The following is a 20,620-nucleotide window of genomic DNA, read 5'->3' as shown; positions in this document are numbered from 1 at the left end:
TTTGACACTCGACTGCGGAAGCTAAGGACATTTGAATCCCGGAAAGACAGCAATTTGCTTGCAGAAAAAAGAAAAAAGAAAAAAGAAAAAAGAACTAATCAAATTAAAATGATGCCTATGAATTAAGAACAAACAAAAAAAGGCCCTCTGACTGTCTGGACAACTACGCAGAGGACCATCGCTAACAAAACTAACGTTTCAATTAACTATACCAATATTATGAAAAATAAATCATTTTACAAGGGTGGTTCGGCTTTTTGGTACCTGATTATTTTCGGGTTCTCCTTAAGCTACACCCCAGCTTCAGCTAACAAAGTACTGAGGCCCATGCATTACTTACAACAACAAAATCAAATAAGCGGTACTGTAACTGATGGTATCAATCCTCTTGCTGGAGTGGCCGTTTCGATAAAAGGGAAAGCTACTACTGCAACTATATCTGACTTTAACGGGCAATACACGCTAACAGCATCGGCTGATGACATTCTAGTCTTTAGTTTTATGGGGTTTAAAACGGTTACTGAGCCAATAAATGGGCGAAAAACAATAAACGTACAATTACAAGATGATGCGACTCAATTGCAGGAAGTACGAATTAATGCGGGTTATTATAGCGTTAAAGAAAGTGAGCGCACCGGAAGTATTGCCCGTATTACAGCTAAGGACATTGAAGCGCAACCGGTAACAAATGTACTTGCAGCAATGCAAGGGAGAATGGCAGGGGTGAATATTGTACAGGAAAGTGGGATTGCAGGTGGTGGATTCAGTATCAACATTCGTGGGTTAAACAGTCTTCGTGAGGGAGCGAATGCGCCACTCTTTATTATTGATGGCGTGCCCTATTCGTCTGATCCTATTAGCGATCGCCAAACTTCGACATCTATTCCTGGGGATGGAAACCCCTTAGCAAGTATTAATCCTGGCGATATTGAAAGTCTTGAGATATTAAAGGATGCTGATGCCACAGCTATTTATGGTTCTCGTGGTGCCAATGGCGTAGTGCTGATTACCACTAAAAAAGGTAAAGCGGGTAAGACCACCTTTACGATTAACAGCAATCATAGTAGTGGAACGGTCAGCAAGATGATGCCAATAATGAATACCTCGCAGTATTTAGCGATGCGACAGGAAGCTTTTGGCAATGACGGTTTTGTTAGCTATCCCGCAAACGCCTATGATGTGAACGGTACTTGGGATCCGAGCCGATATACAGACTGGCAAAAAAAACTGATAGGAGGGACATCGGAAGTCACGGGATTGCAGGCCTCGGTTAGTGGTGGTTCAGAACAAACTAAATACCTACTAAGTGGAAATTATCGAACGGAAAGCAGCGTATTCCCCGGAGATTTTTTATATAAAAGAGGAGGTGCTCGACTTAGTTTTGACCATGCTTCCGAGGACAAAAAGTTTCGCTTTACTTTTTCGGGAAGCTATACCGCGCAGCACAACGACTTACCATGGATTGACTTTGTAACCTTATCGAGGCAACTTGCACCGAATGCTCCCGCACTTTATGATGCGGAGAACAAGCTGAACTGGGAGAACAGTACTTGGGAAAACCCATTGGCCAATTTAGAAAGCAAAAATATCGCTCAAACCACTGACCTTATAGTGAATAGTTTGCTTTCGTATCGAGTAGCTAAAAATTTAGAATTTAAAACAAGCTTGGGTTTTACTGATCTTCATAATGAGGACAATCGTTCTATACCCTCTACTGTGTATAATCCTGCTTATAATTTAGGCAGTCAGTATTCCTCCATTTATAGCAATACCTTGAGCAGGCGGTCTTGGATTATTGAGCCGCAATTGAACTGGAGGGGGGATTTTGGGAAATCAAAAATTGATGTATTGGTAGGAGCCAGCTATCAAAACCAAGATAGCAAAAAGCTACTTAGCCTCGCCAGTGGATTTACAAGTAATAGCTTGCTAGCTGACTTGGCGTCGGCATCGGTGACACTGATTTTGAATAATAATGCTATACTTTATAAATACCAAGCTTTTTTTGGACGAGCTAATTACACCTTTGTCGACAAGTATATTGTAAATTTCACTGGTAGGAGGGATGGTTCTAGCCGTTTTGGACCAGGAAAGCAGTTTGCTACTTTTGGAGCCATAGGCGGGGCTTGGTTGTTTTTTAAAGAGCCACTGCTAGCTGAAAATAGTTCATGGCTCAGTTTTGGAAAACTACGATCTAGTTATGGTACTACCGGAAATGATCAAATAGGGGATTACCAATTTCTAAACACCTACAGTTCCTCTGGATATCAATATGGAGGTACCAATGGTTTGCAGCCTGCGCGACTTTATAATGCTGATTTTGGTTGGGAAACTAATAAAAAATTTGAAGCTGCGCTAGAGCTTGGATTTTTTAATGATCGTATTTTTTTGACAACCGCTTGGTATCAAAATCGTTCCTCCAACCAGCTGGTTGGTTTACCTTTAGCAGGAACCACAGGTTTTAGTAGCATCCAAGCCAATTTAGACGCGACTGTTGAAAATACTGGTTTTGAAGCTACGCTGCGCTTAGTACCGATTAAAACTAATAATTTTTCGTGGACGACTAATTTTAATATAACCAGCGCGACCAATAGATTGGTTTCTTTTCCTGATTTAGAATCTTCTGGCTACAGAAGCGATTATGTAATAGGACAACCTACGACAATAAGAAAACTATTTCATTTTACTGGAGTCGATCCACAAACTGGACTGTATCAATTTAAAGATGTGAATGGCGATGGTGCTATATCGTATGAAAATGACCGTGAAACAGTTAGGGATTTTAACCCAAAATACTATGGTGGACTGCAAAACCTATTTGTTTTAAAAAGCTTACAATTGGATTTTCTATTCCAGTTTGTTAAACAAGAGAATTTCAATTTTGCCAATACGCAGCGCTTTGCTGGATTATTGAGTAATCAACCATCAGCTTATGTCAACAGCTGGCATCAGGCTGGGGATTTGGCTCCATATCAGAGGTATACTACTGGCACTGACCAACAAGTTATGCAGGCTAGTGAATATTTTGGTTTGAGTGACGGTGCTGTAAGTGATGCCTCTTTTATACGGCTTAAAAACATTTCGCTCTCTTACGATTTTCCACGTGAATTGTTGCCACAGTTGGGGTGTCGTTTGTCACTACAGGCACAAAATTTCCTAACTATCACTTCTTACAAAGGTGGAGATCCTGAGTTTACCCAAGGCGGTACTTTACCTCCTTTACGTGTTATTTCAGCTGGAGTGCAACTTACTTTTTAATATTTAAAATCCAAACACATGAAAAATCAAATAAGAATTCGGAACTATTCTATAAAACTACTGGCTCTGTCTAGTTTTCTTTTCATTGTAAGCTGTGATGATTTTGTTGCAGTCGACCGACCTAATTCGCAGTTGACCACGGACGCGGTTTTTGAGAACGCGACCACGGCCAATGCAGCTATGGTTGATGTTTATGCACAAATGAGAGAGAACGGACTGTTAACCGGAAAGTCTTTTGGGATTTCTTGCCTGTTGGGTACGTATGCTGATGAACTAGTTTCTTATGAAAATGGTGCTTACACGACAGCCGATTTTTATAATAATTCTTTACTAGCTTCAGATGCTTTTGTTTCCCTATTATGGAACAGTTCCTATAATCAGATTTATGCTGCCAATGCTATTTTTGAAGGAGTCGGTAATTCGGCTTCATTAGCGCCAAGTGATAAAAATCAATTACAGGGTGAGGCCCTTTTTGCAAGAGCCATTACGTACTTTTACCTCGTAAATCTTTTTGGGGATGTGCCTTATGTAAGTACAACCGATTATGTTTACAACAGTACAGTGCCGAGAATGGCGACCGAAGTCGTTTATAAAAACATCATTGCCGATCTTGAAACTGCTATTACCTTACTACCTTCAGACTATAGTAAAGCAGACCGAACTCGCCCCAATAAGGCGACAGCTCAGGCATTGCTTGCACGCGTGTACTTGTACCATGGTGATTTTGCAGAAGCAGCGAATATGGCCTCAGCAGTATTGAATGATACTTCGCTTTATATATGGGATGATAATCTTGACTCCGTATTTCTAAAAGAAAGTACTAGCACTATATGGCAAATTGCTTCTGGAAGTGAAGGTGCGAATACAGATGAAGGCAGCACCTTTATTTTCTTTTCCGGTCCGCCAGAGATGGTTGCCTTGTCAGATAATTTTGTATCCCAATTTGAGACCAACGATTTGAGAAAGAGTCATTGGATAAAGACGGTTACCGAAGGAGGTGGCCTTTGGTATCATCCTTATAAATACAAGCAAGACATTGCTAGCGGTTCCTCATTAGAATACTCCATTATTTTCAGACTAGCAGAGCAGTACCTGATTCGGTCAGAAGCACGTGCTAGGCAAGGAGACATGATAGGTGCCAAAGAAGATTTAAACAAAATAAGACATACGGCAGGTCTACCGGATACGGATGCTACTACTCAAACAACCTTGCTTGAAGCCGTATTACAAGAACGCAAGGTTGAATTATTTACCGAGTATGGGCATCGTTTTTTTGATCTGAAGCGTTTTGGGAAGCTGGATGCTGTCTTGGGTACGAAACCTGGATGGAATGCAACCGACCAATTATGGCCTTTGCCACAGTCTGAATTACTAGTAAATCCATTTCTAAAACCTCAAAATTCTGGATATTAATATGATCAATTATAACAACGCTACTCTACGATTAATCGATAGAAAGACCAATACGACACTTTGTGGCACTATTTGCCGATGGGTTAATTTTTTAATTTTTTTGTTAGTTGCTTGCCCTAATTACGGGCAGGTACTACCAAAAAAAGCAGTTACAGAAAGCGATTATCATTTGTGGGGAACGCTTTATACTGACAAAATATCTGATAAAGGGAACTGGGTAAGCTATGCAATGCGCTATGACGAAAGCCCTGATACGCTTTTTGTGAAGCGAAGTGATGGAAAAAAGGTGTATACTTTTGCAAAATCGAATGCGGGCGCATTTAGCGGGGATCGCCAATTTGTCTGCCTTGATATTGATGGAAGACTATCTCTTCTTGATTTGGAAAAGGGAAAAATCAGTGTAATTGAAGAAGTGGAATCGTATTCCTTTTCGGGAAATGGAGACTATTTGATTTGTGTGGAAAGAAAAGCGAAGCAGCGGGTATTACAACTCAGGAATAGTGGAGGAGAGCTACTGCAAAGCATCGCTGGGATTGATCAATTCCGCATGACTAGTACCAAAGATGCACTGGTCTGTACCATTGAAAACGGTGGCGTTTACCAAGTACTGAAGGTAACCTTTGGGTCAACTATTGGGAAATCAGTAGTAGCTGAAAGTGGTAGTGGGAAATTTTCGCAACTGATATGGAATGCTGATGGTCAATCTGTTGCTTTTCTTAGAGAAAATAAAGATAGTATCAGTGGAATTAATCGTCCGGCTGTTTTCTGTTTTTCTGTAAAAAATACTACATTATTTGAAATGGAGCCCAATAAAATTCCAGAGGGTTTTTATGTGGAAAGCGGATTCGCGAGTGGTTTAACGCTTTCTCCCGATGGTAAAAGGGTGTTTTTTACTATTAGGAAGGAAATTACTATTGCAGAAAAGTTTGATGGTGTGCAGTTGTGGAATGGCAATGATGCGGTAGTTTATCCTGAAAGGCAGACTGTGGAGGATGTCGAATTTAATACCAGAATCTCAGCATGGTGGCCGGAGCGCGATCGTTTTATGCTAATTACCGATGAAAGCAAACCCTTTGGTTTTCTGAATGCTAGTGAAGATTTTGCTATTACTTATAATACGAAAGATTTAGGACCGCAATACAAACTGGATCGCAATGTAAACTATTATGTTACTGATTTAGAAACGGGACGGAAAAATTTGCTTTTAGAAAACCAGTCTACAGAACTAGAGGCATCAAGTTTGTCACCCAGCGGAAAATACTTTGCTTATTTTAAAGATAACGACTGGTGGGTGTATAATTTTTTGACTCGTACCCATTCTAATATTACAGGAAGGCACGGATTACAATTAGCGGATTGGGAAGATAAAATTTGGCAAATTAACTACCGGATTGTAGGCTGGGGTATTCATGACGAATGTATTCTACTTTATGACCGGTTTGATATTTGGCAAATAGATTTTAAAGAAAATAAAGCTGTTCGACTTACTAGGGGGAAGGAGTCGGGAATTACATTTCGGATAGCTCCGCCAGTTGATAGCGAATTTTTTGTACCCTATTTTACTGGACATATTGATGCAGCGATCAATACTAAAAATAAAATAATGTTAAGTGCAAAAAGGAATAATGAAAGTGGTTACTTTATTCTTGGTCCAAAAAAGAACGTAGAACCGATTGTTTTTGGTGATTTTCTTACTACAAAAATACTAAAAGCCAGCAAAGCGAATGCGTATGTTTATGAATCACAGAAATATAATAGTCCGCCAGAATTAAGCATAAGCATGGGCAAGGAAGGGACGAGTAAAAAACTCTATCAGAGTAATTTACAGCATTATAAATATGCGTGGGCAAAGCAGGAAAAGATCTATTATCGGGATTCAAAAAACACACTTTTAACTGGGATCTTGTATTATCCTGCAGCTTATAATCCAGAAAAGAAGTATCCAATGATTGTACACATATACCAAACGCAATCCTATTTACTTCATTATTACATCAATCCATCGCTCCATAATATGGCAGGATTTAATACCTCTAACCTAACTGCTCAAGGTTATTTTGTGCTGCTCCCTGATATTGAATATGAGTTGGGAAATCCAGGGGTATCAGCTGCAGATTGTGTCATTGCTGCCACCAAAGCGGTTGTAAGTAAAGACGTAGTCGACAGTTCTAAAATTGGATTAATTGGACACTCTTTTGGAGGATATGAAACCAATTTTATACTGGGGCAGACCAATTTGTTTGCAAGTGCTATATCAGGGGCTTCTGTTTTTGATCTTGCTGGATGGTATCTTTCTATCGGTTGGACTGCTGGCAGACCTGAGATGTGGCGATTTGAGAGCCAGCAGTGGCGCATGGGAAAATCGCTGTTTGAGGATAGGGAAGGCTATGCGTGTAATTCGCCGCTTACTTATGTCAATAAAATTAAAACGCCTGTGCTCATTTGGACAGGAGAAGAAGATAGACAGATTCATTATTATCAAAGTGTTGCTTTTTATCTTGCGATGCAACGACTGAAAAAGAGTGCCATCTTGCTAGTGTATCCCGGAGACGGTCATGCATTGGTAAAAAAGGAAAATCAACAAGACTTTGCTCATCGAATTGAAGATTGGTTTGGCTATTATTTAAAAGGAGAATCGCCCAAAAAATGGATTGCTGAAGGAGTACAATAAGAAATGCAGGTCATAAGAAATTATGACCTGCATTAATTTTACCTTAAATATTTTTTAAGGTTTGTGGGTCAATATCTCTGTACAGTCCGATGTTGGCGAAGGTTTCGCATACATTTGATCTGTTCCGTCAACACAAAGCACAGTTCCGATGTTATTACAGATTTTTTGTGGCTGACAATTGAATGGCGCCGTACGTTTAAACCCTTGCACGCTCGCGATTTCAGATTTAGTTGTCGAATCACTGGTGCTTACCGCACCTGCCGATGCCAACACAAAGGCGACAACGGGAAACATCATTTTAATTGCTAAAGATTTCATAATATTAAAATTTAAAAATTAACTAATGTGATCTACTCTTTTTTACAGGTTTTCGATCTGACCCCTGATACTGGCCGGTATGTCTTTCATTTAATTATTGTATTTATTTTTCAATGCTGCAGCTAGTTTGTAAGAAACAATGTTGGACCCTATTATTGCAAAAAAATGGGTATTGGTTACTATAAAATCATCAATTTTTTCACCGTCAATTTTGTAGATGTAAAAGCTCATTAAATAGGATTTCGTTAGAATGTCGTATACATCGATAACATTTGCATTTTTCCACATTTTTATTTCATCATATCTCCCAGGTATTGTTGAGTTTACGAACAACAGGTTATTATGGATTGCGCTAACTCTGTTTACCAATAATGGAGGTGCTGAAAATACCCTCTGCTTCTTCGCCTTTACATATGCAATTTTGATTTTAGCTTTAGAAGTGGTATCAATTGTGTTTCCGCGATGCACAAGGTTAAGATATTGATCTGTAACCGTATATTGATTGCGGTAGTAGTATAAGTAAACAAATTTTCTTTGCTGTTGACTGTACTGCATTGTTCCATCAGTATCGAATAATCCATCAATTTGTTTCTGAAGAAGTTCATGAGCCGATTTTTTAATTTGGCCATCGTTGAGGTTTACAGTTGCTAAAAGATTTTCTCGAGTATTGCTGAGCGTTCGAATTATGATGGTTGCGGAATCAATGAGTACTGCTTTTGTGAAACCGGGGATTTTTCTGGATTGTAAAACGGCTTTTCCATCACTTAAATTTCCTTTAAAAATTATGGGAACTGTACCGTCGAATAAATAAAAGTGGGGTGGAAGTACTCGTAATTGAATATTATGGAATTTGAACAACGTATCCGTAATCTTGATGTGCTGGGTTGTGATCACTTGAAGTGCTGTATCCAATGTAGTTATCAATGCTGGTGCCGAAGTATTTCCCAGAAATAGCTTACCATTGCTTTCGCCAGCAAAGTAAAAGGAATTGAATTTCAGGTTTTCTACAGTAATTCGCTTGGCAGGAAAGGGAGGAAACCTTCTCACAAAGTTATTGCGATGTTGCACCATGTCTTCAGAAATAAGAAACAGCCCAGCCATTAAAACTACACTTAGTAGCGATATTGCTACAAGACGTATGCTGATATGAAATCGCGGTTTATTCTGCCAATCATTGGAAAGATACAAAGCTGTCGCTGCAAGTATTACCATTGCAATATTGAAGATAAGATGCTCTGTCCAGTTCATGTTTTCAAGGATGCCTCCGCAAGAGCAGGGTACAAATGAGCTGTAATTGAGTATTATGTAGATATAAATTGTAAATAGTAGCATCAGTCCAAATGCCGAAAACAATCCGATTATTCTGGTTTTTGGTATTGATAGCAAAATAGCTATTGCAAATTCTACTGTTAGTACTGCATAAGAAATATATGTAGCAAAGGCAGTAAGTAAAGGAGATTGAGCAAGCTGTATCTGAAAGTTGTGAAAATCCAGTAGTTTACTGACTGCTGAATAGACGAAAAGCAGTATGAATAAGTAACTAATACTGATCGTGAATTTCTCTTTGAATGTAGCAGTTACTTTCATTTTACTGTTTTTTTTAGTACTGTAAAATTGTAAATAAAAAACATATAACATTATGCAAATCAGGCATTTCGTTATTCAAAAAATAAAACAGTGCAAAAGTATTAGGGTAGAAGATCTTCTTCGGGTCTTGATAGATCACTTGGTTTGTAGCCAAATCTTTTTTTGAAGGCCTTATAGAAGTTAAGATAGCCCTTAAAGCCGTTCAGATATGCAATTTCTTTTAAAGAAACAGCTGTTTGCCGGATCATTAGATTTGCTCTTTTCAAGCGTTCCTCTTGATAAAAGTTATAGACACTTGTTTTGAAAAAAGTTCTAAAACCATTTTTTAATATGTGTTCTTCAATAGCAAACATTTGAGCCAAGGAATGTAAAGTGGGTAATGGTTCATCCAGATGACTTAAAATATAATCATGCAGATTTTGCACCGCAGTAACTTCATTGTGTTTGCGAATTTTTGAACCAGAGAGACGGTCATTAATGTCACGCATCTCTTCAAGTATGGTTGATACTGAACTTACAATTATTTCATCGCTATATAGTAATCGTGATACTGTGCAAAATGACGGCAGTAGGTGATTGTCACCAGTAATTAAAATTAATTGCAAAGTAGTGTTGTAATTGGAGTTTTTATCTAATTCATCAAGAATACCGTTCCAAATATCTTTCGATTGCTGAGCGATCAATTTTCCAAAGTCGGTATTGATAATTGTATCCGGTTTATATTTAAGAGTGTGTGGCACCTCATTATTAAAACTCAACAAAACAAAATCATTATCCAATACAAATGTTAATTGAATTAGATTTTGGTATGGATAGTAAGTACTGATATATCCTGATGCCAGACTTATTTTTTGGAGATCTTCTGCAATTTTATTTAATGCGACAGCACTGTTTTTTAATTCATCATTACTATTATCCTGGATGCGGAAGGTCATATTTCCAGTTGCCATTTCAAACAGCATTTGGTAAATACGTTTAATCCGGACCTGATTAAATTGGTCTGACATATTTATATATTTTTGAAGTGATTTGCTGGTGGAAGAAAAGGAATGACCTTTGCAAACCTATCAAAATAAATTATTTGAAGCTAAAAGTATAGTGTTCAATTCGGGAATTGAATAGGTGTTTTTTAGAAAAAAGTGAGTTGTGTCCTTCGACAAGCTCAGGATAACAGGGAATAGTGAGAAGTGAATGGTGAAATGATTTTAAATTTCATAATCAAAGTGTAATTCTTGATGAGTTCTATAGTTGAGGTATGGAATAATTGGATTTATTGTGGTTTGATTTTTAGGTGTTTAGCTGAGAGGGAAGGTTTTTGAGTTTAGGAGGGATTAAAATAAAAATGATACAAGTAGGAGTAGGGGAAGAATGTGAGGTGTCTTTTACCTATTAATTTATCTGAAGAAAGTTTTCTATGGTATTTTTCATTTGTGTCAAATATCACTAAATGTGGGTATTGTGGATGCAACTTATTAAGCTTTTATTTACGAATTAAGAAAGATAATGCAAATCGTGGTGAAACTTACAAATTAGATGGCGTATTGATCTTGTTTATTAGTTATTTGTAATTTAATTAAAATGACAAATAATTAAAAAACTATTTAAAATCTTTATTATTAACTTTACTAAAATCATATAATTATGTGGCCAAGAGATAGATATACTGGACCAAGAGGAGGTTTATACACAGGTCCAGGAGGAGGAATGTACACAGGACCTGGAGGAGGAGCTTATACAGGGCCAGGTGGTGGAATGTATACGGGTCCTGGAGGGGGAATGTATACTGGACCAGGAGGAGGTTTATACACAGGTCCTGGGGGAGGACTGTATACAGGTCCCGGAGGAGGATTGTATACAGGTCCGGGTGGTGGAATGTATACAGGACCAGGTGGTGGAATGTATACAGGACCTGGAGGCGGAATGTATACAGGACCTGGATCATTCTTAAGAAACTCACCTCCTATGGCTGTTTTGGTTCAGGAATTATATAATCGAGGAATGACATTTCAGGCAGATCTGTTAAGGCAATACGGATTTTAATCTCAAAAACGAAAAATAATAGATAAATTTTCTTTGCTTGTGCAGCACGAGCAATGAAACCTATATTTTATGAAACGGAGATAGTTAAAAAAGAAAAATAATTATATGCTAAATCCCGTATATTTACTTTCTGAATAGCAAAAAACAACGTAGTTTGCAGGTTATTAGACATACTGATTTTAGCTGCGATTTTTGCACAGCAAGTTCGTTATCGATGAAGTAAAATTTACAAGTTTCAAATTCGATTAAAAGGTTTAAAATTAAATAAAAAAAACATATGTCAAGATTTTATCCAACAATTCATAACTCAATAGATGACTATGGACTTCCAGTTTTAGAAATTAGAGAACAAAGAATATATCCAACAATTCACAACGAGGTTCATGATTTCGGATTACCAGTTTACGAAATTAGAGATAGTCAATTGTATCCAACTATACACAATGCGATAGACAGTTTTGGACTTCCAGTATTTGAAATAAGAAATAACTCCGTCTATCCAACAATTCACAACGAAAAATATGATTACGGATTGAGTCTATTCGATATTCGTGGATGATTTTTAAAAACCGCAGCTAATAGTTAGAGTTAAATGAGTGGCACTACTAATGAAACCTGTGTTGAACGCAAGCGGAGGTAGTTTGAAAAGAAAAATAATTATAGTTTAAATCACATATATTTACTTTCTATTTAACAAAACAAAGTTAGTTTGGGTTTTTTTAGTGCGATTTCCATCGGACCCACTGACGTTAGTAATTATCTTATGAAAAACACAGAATATAGATTTTTTTTCAAGATTAAAGAACAAGTTTTGTATGGCGGTAGCATTAGAGCAAGTCATAAAAAAGTTGAGTTGTTTTTCCATTATCCTTATGGGAGTAATGTTCAAAGTGAAGTGGAAATTATTGATACAGGAATAATTGAAGATGGTTATCTTCCTGATCATATTTCATTTCATACTGATGGGAATATTCACTCGAAAGCAAGAGACGATAAAAAAAAAAAGATTTATTTCAATACGTTAAATCCTGGCTTAAATGTTTTCAATTTAGACAGAGCTAATTACCTTCCTTTTTTTGTTGAAAGTATTAATGTTTCTGAAGCTAGATTTTTAAAAAAGAGATTTAAGGAAAATGTAACTTTTGACCCAAAACAAGATATTCTTTATGATGTAACTTCACTAAACTCTTTCAGTATAATATTTGTTAGTAAATGTGAAAGATTAAATCCTAAATTCATTCTAGAAAATGAACATTTGAAACAGTTAAAATATATTGGAGCCGATGTAATTTTAGGAGTGTTTACTAAAGAAGATAAAGAACAAGTATTTGAAATAAATTCAAGTTTTAATACAGACTTGGTGATTTTGTTAGTTGAAAATATATGGGAAAAATTCCCAACAATCTTACATCATAAAAACAATGATGAAGGAATAAGATTTACAACTACTATTTGCATGCCTCCAGTAGAATTATTAGGGAAGATGATAAATCTGAATTAGATACAATCTAATAGGAGTTGGAGTTTTGTTGCGTACGCGGTACAAACAATGCAATACGCTTTGAAATAAATCGCTAATAAGTTTTATTTCTCTGATTTGAGCTCTTTTATTATACGTTCGATTTTTGCGTGGCGTAGCTTACTTTGTTCCTTGTATTCTTTTTGTCTTCTTTCGAAAGTGACTTCTATCAAATAAAGTTCTCGGTCTATTTTTAAAAGTTCTTTTTTCAAGGCCAAAGTCTCTTTGTGATTGTAATAATACATAATTGATATCACTGCCATGACTATCAAGCAAAAAAATATTTGAAATTGAGTTTTTTTAGGCATTTGAATTATTTTTATTTAATAAATAATAAAAGTTTATGATATTCTACTTTTATAAAACTACTAAACTATTATAAATGTACTGTAAATTGCAAAAAGAAGCCGCTTAATTACCACTTATGTTTGAATTCTAGCTATTTACGGAGTTTGCATTTATTAGCTATTAATTTAAAATTGTCTTTAATTACCTAAATTGAACTATATATTCTAAACTTATTAGGGCTAAAGTTAGATTAGTAAAAAATTCTAATTAGTTTTTTTTATAATTTCTACATTGTTGCAGTTTGACATTTTGTTTCGTAAAACCATCATGTCCTCACTCACTTTTTTATCTAATATCTTAGCATAGTGTTGTGTGGTTCTGATATTTTTATGCCCCAACATTTTGCTGACGCTTTCTATAGGAACACCATTTGTAAGCGTTACAGTGGTTGCAAAAGTGTGTCTGGCAATGTGGAAAGTTAAATCTTTTTTAATGCCGCAAACATCGGCTATTTCCTTTAGATAACTATTCATTTTTTGGTTGCTTAAAACTGGTAACAGTTTATCTTCATTTATGCATTGTGGGTGATTGGCATATTTCAGAATTAATTCTTCCGGAATAGGGAGGAGGGGGATTCTTGAAGCTGTTTCTGTTTTTTGTCGATGGGTGAATATCCATTTACCGCCATCAATACCCATACTGATGTTTGATGCCGTTAAGTTTTTGACATCTATATAAGCAAGGCCAGTGAAACAACTGAAAACGAAAATATCTTTTACCAGATTTAATCTTTCGGTTACAAATACTTTAGAATAGATATCCTGAACTTCTTCCTGGGTTAAATAATCTCTTTCGACTTCGCGAATTTTTGATTTATAATTTGCAAATGGATCTTTATCTAACCATCCATTTGAAATACAGATCTTGATTATCTTTTTGAAGTTCTTAATGTATTTGACCGCCGTGTTGTTGGCGCATTTACGAACACTTCTCAAATAGAATTCATACTCTGTTACGAAAGAATGGTCTATTTTATTAATTTCTATATCTGATATTCTGTATTTCCATTGCAGGAATTCTTTGGTGTGTTTAAGCGAGGTTTTGTATCGCTCTAGTGTTCCAGGTGCATATTCGAGCCCTATTAGCTCTTCTACTTTTCGATTGTGCTCTTCGAAAATAGGGATGAGCATACGTTCACGTTCATGGATGCCGAGAAGTCTATTTTTGAAAACTTCAATTGTGAGAGGTTCATTCCGGTGAATTAATTCCATTTGGATGTCGAATATTTTTGATTTCATTAAATCAAGGTATTCATTTAATGAACGAGCATTCTCTGTGTTGCCTTTCATTTTTGACATCTCAGGTGACCATTTAGCAGAATCTATGAATTTTTTGGTACTGAACTCCATTCGATTTCCATCGACAGTTAATCTTACATAAATAGGAAGTAGACCTGCAGCATTAGCTTTTGTGCTCTTCGCATAGAAGTGCAATGTGATTTTAGTTTTCATAGTGGTAACCTTTTAATTAGTATTCAATTTAGATTTCTAAAGAATATCAAACAAGATGTCCAAATGATGAACCCGTCAAGGAACATAGATTGAACTGGTTGTTTGAAAGGTTTAAGTTGATTTAGCGAGACCCTGATTTTTAAAAAATTCTAGGGTCTCGATTTTATCTCGTTAAGGATGAGATTAGATGAATAATTTGAATATGTCATAAAAGCAAAAACCCCGTAAATCATAAGATTTACGGGGTTTTGATACCATTTGTTTTTCAACTGGCGGAGAAAGAGGGATTCGAACCCCCGGACCTGTTACAGTCAACAGTTTTCAAGACTGCCGCATTCGACCGCTCTGCCATTTCTCCATTCTGTGCTATCATTTGCTGATTGCGAGTGCAAATTTAAACTTTTTTTTGATTTAGAAAATATAAAATCAAATTATTTTCGATTTTTATTTTGCTACTAAGTAATTATTAAAAGCTGCGATATAATTTTTGAATCTTTTGTTTTAGTAAACCTTTCAGGTTAGATTTAAAAAAAGACTATTAATCACAATGGCTGCCGCCTGCTTTCATTGGCTTTAGCCATATAACATCTTTTATATCATCTTAAGAAAATCCAGTTCTTAAATCGATAAGTGTTATCCATTTTTGATTATTAAATTGAATAATACCCTTTTTGAAAACTCTTCCTGCAATTACTCACTATTGAAAGATATAATAAGTAAATGACTATTATTTCACGCTATTTTTGTGTAAATTAGCAATAGCAATTAACCAAATTACTAACTAAATATATATTATTATGAAAAACCTAGGCCTTTTTTGTTTGCTATTGAGCTGCATTGGAATCACAAGTTGTAAAAATAATCAAAGTGAAAAAGTGGAAGAAACTGCCGAAATAGAGGCAGAGCAAGCAATGGATGTTAGTTGTTACAGAGCCATATACGAGCAGGATACTGTTGATATAAAAATGAATACTGCCAAAAACGGAGAAATTACCGGGGATATGGTTATGAAAGTGATGGATATGCCTATAAAAGATGGAGAAATTGTTGGTGAATACCGTGGCGATACCTTGTTTGTAAGCTATACTTTTGTACAGGGAGGGTATACCAAAAAAACATACAAAAATCCGATGGCCTTTCTTAAAAAAGGGGACCAACTTATTTTAGGGAATGGGAAAATCGAAACTACAATGGGAGCAACCTATTTTGTTAAAGATTCACCTATAGATTTTGAAAAGGTGAAATATAAATTTTCGAAAGTAAATTGCGAGACTAAATAAAAAAAAGGGAAACGATACGTTTCCCTTTTTTTATGAAAAAATCTTAAACCTTTCTATTTATGATGGCTGTTACTAAAAGCCTGCTCAAAAAAGGATTTTACAAAGACTGGCAATACTATTATTCTACGTCATTTTCATTAGTCACTATATAATGGATAGGCTTGAAAGTTCCGCCATTACTATCTTCTGCTGAACAGGCCGTTAAAGCTACGATTAAATCCATCTCGGCTTTAAATTGAACACGATCTCCCGACTTTGATGTCGGAGGAAGCACACTCAGTTTACCTTTGTCGTCAAACTGAACGTTCATAAAAATATTAAAGGCTGTCGGAATTTCATCTAATTCAATATCATAGGCCAACAAATTTTGATGTAAATTATTAAGACAACTAGGATGCTCTTCGTGATTATCATACATAATTTTAAAAGTCTCAGGACTACATGGTGCAAGCAGGAAGTCATTTCGTCCATTAGTATCTTTGATAATTTCCATCATTTTATGAGAGCGATTACTCCATAAAAAATTGCCTTCTGAAATTAAAATACTTTCTTCAAAGTCCATTGTTTTTCCTGAAGATATTTTTTCTCTGGTATCTTCTCGATTAAAAAGAACCATATCACTAACTTGCTCTCCTAACGGATCAACTACAGTTAATATATCTCCTTTGTTCATTGTAAAAGCGGCTCCAGTTTGTGGTGCAATAACTTGGTATGTTTTCATTTTATTAATTATTATGGTGGAAAGGACATTTCCAATTATTTTCTACTTGTCTCCCACTGTACTGTTTTGTTTCACTGTCTTCTCCAAAATCACGGAGTACTGGGTTTATTGATCCTTGCAGTGCTTCATCTCTACGTCGAATCCTTTTCTTCACTCTTTCGTAGCCCCCCATTTCTCTTAATTTTTCAAATTGCCAGTGCAAATTAAAAACAATAGTGCAATAGGGCGCTTGTCTAGCTAATCTTGAACTGTTAGGATGCATGCCTACAATATAAAAGGCTTTCCCTTTAATGCTAAAACTAAAATTGGGATCATTAGGATCTTTACTTACGTTTGGGTCCCAAGCAGCATCATCTTTGTCGTGCAATTTTTGCAGTAAATTAAACAACGCTTGTTCGTATTCTTTTTCAGTTTTGAAATCATTAGCTGTAAAACAAACGATTAATGATTCAAAGTTATTTGATTCAAAATTATAATTTTTTATATAGTTTTCAATATCCTGTAGCATAGGTTCTACAATCTCATCAGATAACATATTGTCGTAAACCTTCATTTGATAATTATCCATTTGGAATACCGTATTGGCCATGACACATGGATGTTCTTGATCCACTATAAAATTTTTAAATTTATTTTCGACTGTATTTAAGTGTGTTGTATTCATAACAATTTTCTTTAATGATTGACTAATCTTCTCCAATTTCTCGTGTAATTTTAATGGAAATCCAATAAAATTATGCTGTTTTAAACTGTAGTTTTTACTAGTACAGTTGAATGTTTTGCAAATAAATAAAAGTAAGATTAGGGGACTTTATTTAATTATTAGCAAACGAAAAAATTCATTACTACGCTTTTATAATGTTAATTAATAAGCTTTTGTAAAATTAAAGATTAAGTACATGCCGACCATTACGGAATTGTCACTGTGATTTATGGAATTTTAATTTGAGTCTGTATTGATAATAAAATGTACTATAAAGGAGATACCTTATATTAGGTATTGATTGGTAGAGGATATTCGATATTCTTATTCATTTGTTGAGTTTATCAATTTTCAGAATGTAAAAAGCAACGCCACCTAGTTACTTAAATTTTTTTGAAAACTTATCTAGTTCATTATTTCTATAGAAGATAAGGATTACTGTTCTATCAGCTTAGTATTAGTAACTGTTTATTTTGTACTTAGCATTTATAAAATATCCTATTTTTAAAATTGATTTAAAGCCCTTAACAGTGGTTGTCATTAAAAAACTTTGTTAGTTAACGCATTTAATTTTCTTAATATGCGGGAAACCGTAAAATGGTTCGATTATACTATAATATATTTGATAATAAATTAACAGTATAGATAATGCTTGATCCTAATCGACCTTACAGACGCACAGAAATTGATAAGATTTTTACAAAAACCAAAGCCTCCCTGCATCAAGCGGCTCTGATAAGAGGTGGCGATGGAATTGCACTTTATATTGATATCTACACAGGCAAAACACTGCGAGGTGGAGATCCTTACGATTATGAACACCTTCGATCCTCGGAGGCGGTACATACCCAATACAAATCAGTACTTACCGATGAACAGATTGCTTTGGTGGTCAACTGCCCAGAAAATGTTGCTGTAACACTTAGACGCATCAATCAATCTAAAGGCAAACGAAAAATGGAAGATTGGCTTAGTAATCCTGCCAATATAACTGCTAACGGAATTGACTTGAAATTGACATTGGCTAATTTGAAAAAAGCTGATGAGGGGATTGAGAAGATTGTAAGGAATATAATCAGATAAATTTTATACTGACAGTAATTGGCGGTATGAGATGCTAAGTTTGAAAAAATTAAATTAAAGTAAACAATTTTAATAGTAACTAAATACAGAGAAATGGAAACAGAATTTGCAAATCAAACAATATTGAAAATTATCGAAAATTTACAAAAGGATTATGAGGCTATCAAAAATGCAACGGTAAATATTGCAATTTCCGGGCAAAGTGGAGCTGGTAAATCATCATTAATTAATGCAATTGTTGGTCGAAAAGTAGCAGAAGTTGGAATAACAGAAACTACTTTAAATATAAAAAAATATACTAGTAATGGAATTCATTTTTCCGATTTACCAGGATGTGGAACTGAAAAATTTCCAGTAAAAAACTATATCGAACAATGTAAATTCGTAGATTATGATGCAGTAATTGTTGTAACTGCAAATCGTTTTTTTGAAAATGATTTATGGTTAATCAAAGAAATGGTTAGAATGGAAAAACCAGTATTTGTTGTTCGTACTAAGATGGATGAATCTATTACAAATGGTAAACATGATGATAATCTAAATGAATATGAAGTTTTTGAAAAAGTAAGAAATGACATTAAAAAAAATATTGAAAATATTCAGACAAAAGGAATTTATTTGATTTCCTCGAGAGATCCATTAAGAATGGATTTGTCAAATTTACTAATTGAGATTGAACAAAATTTAACAGGAATCAAAAAGCAACGCTTTTTGGCTGATGTAGCACCTTTAAACGAACAAATTTTAAAAGAAAAAAGTGCAATTGCTAAAAAGGTAGTAGCTTATGGAGCATACTCTGCCGCGGCAAATGGAATTAATCCAGTTCCTGGTTTAGACATAGCTTTAGATATAGCTATTTTATTAAAAATGTCGAAAGAGATTCAAAATATTTTTGGCTTAGATGAAAACAGCATAAATGAATTGTCAAAAAGAATGGGAAATAATGCAAATTTCACTGTTATTAAGACAAAAGCAGGGCAATATGCTTCTAAATTTGTAGCAAAAGAAGGAATAATGTTGTTATTGAAGAGATTGTCGGTAAATATTGGATCTAAAGAAGTATTAAAATACATTCCTTTTATAGGGCAAATTGCAGCAGCTGGAATTGGATATAAAATGACCGATAGCTTTGGAGTTAATCTAATAGATGAATCTGAAGCCTTAGTACGAGAAATATTAATTAAAAGTCAATCTGAAATAACACATTAAATAATATCAAATAATAAATTTAAAAAGGTTCAACTTTCAATTGAAAGTTGAACCTTTTTTTTACAAATACCCCTCATACCCCTTCTTCAACTCCTCCTTAATCTCCTCTGCCAACCATTCCGGTTCAACCACTTTAACCAAACTTCCATATTTTAAAATTTGTTGTCTGAACTCAAAATTGGGGTGAATTCTTAACTCAACGTCAAAAGAAGTATCCTCTTCCAAGTTTATTTCTTTTTGAGCACGGTGTAAAGGCAACGATAACACATATGGTCTTTGTGAAGGATGAAAAGACAACTGTATTTTTTCTAGTTTATGATCCACATAATTTAATCCAATTACATTTCTGAACTTGTCTTTGGCTTCTTCAGTTTTTGGTTTGAACTTTTTAGTACCCAGTTTGATATTTTCGATTCTGTCAATTCCAAAAGTGCGATAGCCTTTTTCGGTTTCGCCTATTACATACCAACGATTTTGATATTGTTTCAGCAAGTATGGCTTTACAGTATAAATGCTTTCTTTTAAATGATAAAAACTGTTATGGTTGAAAGTTATAGGTAATCGTTGTTGGATGGCATTTACAACGTTTTTAAAATTAGGTACGGTATCAATTGCGGCTTTGTTTTCAAATTCTACAAAAGATAGTGTATTGTTATTCTCGATTAAATTGACAGAAAGCTGTTCGGCTGTGGCTAAAATTTCCATATGACTTAGAAAAGACTCTATATTCATTGATTTTTCTTGGTCTAAATAGTAGCCTTCATTAGCTCTAGAATGTTTGATTATGATTCCGTAATCATCTCGTAAAGTTGCTTTTAACCTATAAAAAGTACGTTCACTTATTTTACTTTCTCTATTGGCACTGAGGTATGAAATTAGATTTTTCATACTCTCAAAGGAGGAGCTTTTGAGAATTTCAACCAATTGTTTTGTGAGGTATACTTGAGGGGCATTTAGATGATTTTGTTCTTTTTTCATCTATCAAAAATAATAAATGATAATGACTATTACTGTCATTTATT

Annotated in this window: 17 protein-coding genes and 1 tRNA gene; 9 read left to right on the top strand and 9 right to left on the bottom strand. The window is 35.1% G+C overall.

Translation table 11 applies throughout. The annotated features are described in order from the left end of the window. Positions 1-219: 219 nt before the first annotated feature. From ACEN2K_RS04095 to ACEN2K_RS04085, 3 genes are read left to right on the top strand one after another with little or no spacing between them, the layout of a single operon-like run. Positions 220-3,255, top strand: a complete 3,036-nt coding sequence (locus tag ACEN2K_RS04095; protein ID WP_441758047.1) for a SusC/RagA family TonB-linked outer membrane protein — start codon at positions 220-222, stop codon at positions 3,253-3,255. Positions 3,256-3,273: 18 nt separating this feature from the next. After that, positions 3,274-4,668: a RagB/SusD family nutrient uptake outer membrane protein gene (locus ACEN2K_RS04090; RefSeq protein ID WP_441758046.1), complete on the top strand. Its 1,395-nt coding sequence runs from the start codon at positions 3,274-3,276 to the stop codon at positions 4,666-4,668. Between the two features lies 1 nt (position 4,669). Then, on the top strand, positions 4,670-7,339 hold the full coding sequence (locus ACEN2K_RS04085) for an alpha/beta hydrolase family protein (protein WP_441758045.1): 2,670 nt from the start codon (positions 4,670-4,672) through the stop codon (positions 7,337-7,339). Positions 7,340-7,393: 54 nt separating this feature from the next. Here the strand turns inward: ACEN2K_RS04085 and ACEN2K_RS04080 are convergent, their stop codons facing one another. From ACEN2K_RS04080 to ACEN2K_RS04070, 3 genes are all read right to left on the bottom strand, one after another. Then, the gene (locus ACEN2K_RS04080) at positions 7,394-7,657 is read right to left on the bottom strand and encodes a DUF6520 family protein (RefSeq protein WP_132109417.1); all 264 of its coding nucleotides are present in this window, start codon (positions 7,655-7,657) and stop codon (positions 7,394-7,396) included. Between the two features lie 90 nt (positions 7,658-7,747). Further along, positions 7,748-9,244 carry a MauE/DoxX family redox-associated membrane protein gene (locus tag ACEN2K_RS04075; RefSeq protein WP_441758044.1) on the bottom strand — a complete coding sequence of 499 codons (1,497 nt, stop codon included), beginning with the start codon at positions 9,242-9,244 and terminating at the stop codon, positions 7,748-7,750. A 101-nt stretch (positions 9,245-9,345) separates the two neighbouring features. Continuing rightward, complete coding sequence (locus ACEN2K_RS04070) at positions 9,346-10,251, bottom strand: helix-turn-helix domain-containing protein (protein ID WP_441758043.1); 906 nt, start codon at positions 10,249-10,251, stop codon at positions 9,346-9,348. A 634-nt stretch (positions 10,252-10,885) separates the two neighbouring features. Here ACEN2K_RS04070 and ACEN2K_RS04065 point away from each other — a divergent pair. From ACEN2K_RS04065 to ACEN2K_RS04055, 3 genes are all read left to right on the top strand, one after another. Then, entirely contained in the window at positions 10,886-11,284 is a 399-nt protein-coding gene (locus tag ACEN2K_RS04065) for a hypothetical protein (RefSeq protein ID WP_441758042.1), read from the top strand. A gap of 277 nt (positions 11,285-11,561) precedes the next feature. Beyond that, complete coding sequence (locus ACEN2K_RS04060) at positions 11,562-11,843, top strand: hypothetical protein (RefSeq protein WP_441758041.1); 282 nt, start codon at positions 11,562-11,564, stop codon at positions 11,841-11,843. A gap of 204 nt (positions 11,844-12,047) precedes the next feature. Continuing rightward, positions 12,048-12,785: a hypothetical protein gene (locus tag ACEN2K_RS04055; RefSeq protein ID WP_441758040.1), complete on the top strand. Its 738-nt coding sequence runs from the start codon at positions 12,048-12,050 to the stop codon at positions 12,783-12,785. Between the two features lie 83 nt (positions 12,786-12,868). On the opposite strand, the gene ACEN2K_RS04050 is transcribed toward ACEN2K_RS04055, so the two are convergent. From ACEN2K_RS04050 to ACEN2K_RS04040, 3 genes are all read right to left on the bottom strand, one after another. After that, positions 12,869-13,066 (bottom strand): hypothetical protein, encoded by a 198-nt coding sequence (locus ACEN2K_RS04050; RefSeq protein ID WP_441758039.1) that lies wholly within the window; start codon positions 13,064-13,066, stop codon positions 12,869-12,871. Positions 13,067-13,354: 288 nt separating this feature from the next. Next, the gene (locus tag ACEN2K_RS04045; protein WP_441758038.1) at positions 13,355-14,602 is read right to left on the bottom strand and encodes a site-specific integrase; all 1,248 of its coding nucleotides are present in this window, start codon (positions 14,600-14,602) and stop codon (positions 13,355-13,357) included. 270 nt (positions 14,603-14,872) lie between these two features. Further along, positions 14,873-14,960: transfer RNA gene (locus tag ACEN2K_RS04040), tRNA-Ser, on the bottom strand. Between the two features lie 439 nt (positions 14,961-15,399). Between ACEN2K_RS04040 and ACEN2K_RS04035 the strand changes: the two genes are divergently transcribed. After that, positions 15,400-15,882 carry a hypothetical protein gene (locus tag ACEN2K_RS04035; protein ID WP_441758037.1) on the top strand — a complete coding sequence of 161 codons (483 nt, stop codon included), beginning with the start codon at positions 15,400-15,402 and terminating at the stop codon, positions 15,880-15,882. Positions 15,883-16,000: 118 nt separating this feature from the next. On the opposite strand, the gene ACEN2K_RS04030 is transcribed toward ACEN2K_RS04035, so the two are convergent. Then, positions 16,001-16,603, bottom strand: a complete 603-nt coding sequence (locus ACEN2K_RS04030) for a DUF1989 domain-containing protein (RefSeq protein WP_441758036.1) — start codon at positions 16,601-16,603, stop codon at positions 16,001-16,003. Between the two features lie 4 nt (positions 16,604-16,607). Continuing rightward, on the bottom strand, positions 16,608-17,267 hold the full coding sequence (gene gntA, locus ACEN2K_RS04025) for a guanitoxin biosynthesis heme-dependent pre-guanitoxin N-hydroxylase GntA (RefSeq protein ID WP_441758035.1): 660 nt from the start codon (positions 17,265-17,267) through the stop codon (positions 16,608-16,610). 687 nt (positions 17,268-17,954) lie between these two features. Between gntA and ACEN2K_RS04020 the strand changes: the two genes are divergently transcribed. Next, positions 17,955-18,389 carry a hypothetical protein gene (locus ACEN2K_RS04020; protein WP_441758034.1) on the top strand — a complete coding sequence of 145 codons (435 nt, stop codon included), beginning with the start codon at positions 17,955-17,957 and terminating at the stop codon, positions 18,387-18,389. A 93-nt stretch (positions 18,390-18,482) separates the two neighbouring features. Then, positions 18,483-19,598 (top strand): GTPase, encoded by a 1,116-nt coding sequence (locus tag ACEN2K_RS04015; RefSeq protein WP_441758033.1) that lies wholly within the window; start codon positions 18,483-18,485, stop codon positions 19,596-19,598. Between the two features lie 60 nt (positions 19,599-19,658). On the opposite strand, the gene ACEN2K_RS04010 is transcribed toward ACEN2K_RS04015, so the two are convergent. After that, entirely contained in the window at positions 19,659-20,576 is a 918-nt protein-coding gene (locus ACEN2K_RS04010; protein WP_441758032.1) for a helix-turn-helix transcriptional regulator, read from the bottom strand. Between the last annotated feature and the right edge of the window lie 44 nt (positions 20,577-20,620).

Source organism: Flavobacterium sp. W21_SRS_FM3 (assembly GCF_052113625.1).
Classification (GTDB): domain Bacteria; phylum Bacteroidota; class Bacteroidia; order Flavobacteriales; family Flavobacteriaceae; genus Flavobacterium.
This window is presented reverse-complemented; position numbering and strand designations above follow the sequence as displayed.

Excerpts from the sequence above, each read along its gene's own strand:
- ACEN2K_RS04045 (WP_441758038.1), bottom strand. The coding sequence starts at position 14,602 with ATGAAAACTAAAATCACATTGCACTTCTATGCGAAGAGCACAAAAGCT.
- ACEN2K_RS04035 (WP_441758037.1), top strand. The coding sequence starts at position 15,400 with ATGAAAAACCTAGGCCTTTTTTGTTTGCTATTGAGCTGCATTGGAATC.
- ACEN2K_RS04070 (WP_441758043.1), bottom strand. The coding sequence starts at position 10,251 with ATGTCAGACCAATTTAATCAGGTCCGGATTAAACGTATTTACCAAATG.
- ACEN2K_RS04065 (WP_441758042.1), top strand. The coding sequence starts at position 10,886 with ATGTGGCCAAGAGATAGATATACTGGACCAAGAGGAGGTTTATACACA.
- ACEN2K_RS04095 (WP_441758047.1), top strand. The coding sequence starts at position 220 with ATGAAAAATAAATCATTTTACAAGGGTGGTTCGGCTTTTTGGTACCTG.
- ACEN2K_RS04090 (WP_441758046.1), top strand. The coding sequence starts at position 3,274 with ATGAAAAATCAAATAAGAATTCGGAACTATTCTATAAAACTACTGGCT.
- ACEN2K_RS04055 (WP_441758040.1), top strand. The coding sequence starts at position 12,048 with ATGAAAAACACAGAATATAGATTTTTTTTCAAGATTAAAGAACAAGTT.
- ACEN2K_RS04010 (WP_441758032.1), bottom strand. The coding sequence starts at position 20,576 with ATGAAAAAAGAACAAAATCATCTAAATGCCCCTCAAGTATACCTCACA.
- ACEN2K_RS04015 (WP_441758033.1), top strand. The coding sequence starts at position 18,483 with ATGGAAACAGAATTTGCAAATCAAACAATATTGAAAATTATCGAAAAT.
- ACEN2K_RS04085 (WP_441758045.1), top strand. The coding sequence starts at position 4,670 with ATGATCAATTATAACAACGCTACTCTACGATTAATCGATAGAAAGACC.
- ACEN2K_RS04020 (WP_441758034.1), top strand. The coding sequence starts at position 17,955 with ATGCTTGATCCTAATCGACCTTACAGACGCACAGAAATTGATAAGATT.
- ACEN2K_RS04060 (WP_441758041.1), top strand. The coding sequence starts at position 11,562 with ATGTCAAGATTTTATCCAACAATTCATAACTCAATAGATGACTATGGA.
- ACEN2K_RS04075 (WP_441758044.1), bottom strand. The coding sequence starts at position 9,244 with ATGAAAGTAACTGCTACATTCAAAGAGAAATTCACGATCAGTATTAGT.
- gntA (WP_441758035.1), bottom strand. The coding sequence starts at position 17,267 with ATGAATACAACACACTTAAATACAGTCGAAAATAAATTTAAAAATTTT.
- ACEN2K_RS04050 (WP_441758039.1), bottom strand. The coding sequence starts at position 13,066 with ATGGCAGTGATATCAATTATGTATTATTACAATCACAAAGAGACTTTG.
- ACEN2K_RS04030 (WP_441758036.1), bottom strand. The coding sequence starts at position 16,603 with ATGAAAACATACCAAGTTATTGCACCACAAACTGGAGCCGCTTTTACA.
- ACEN2K_RS04080 (WP_132109417.1), bottom strand. The coding sequence starts at position 7,657 with ATGAAATCTTTAGCAATTAAAATGATGTTTCCCGTTGTCGCCTTTGTG.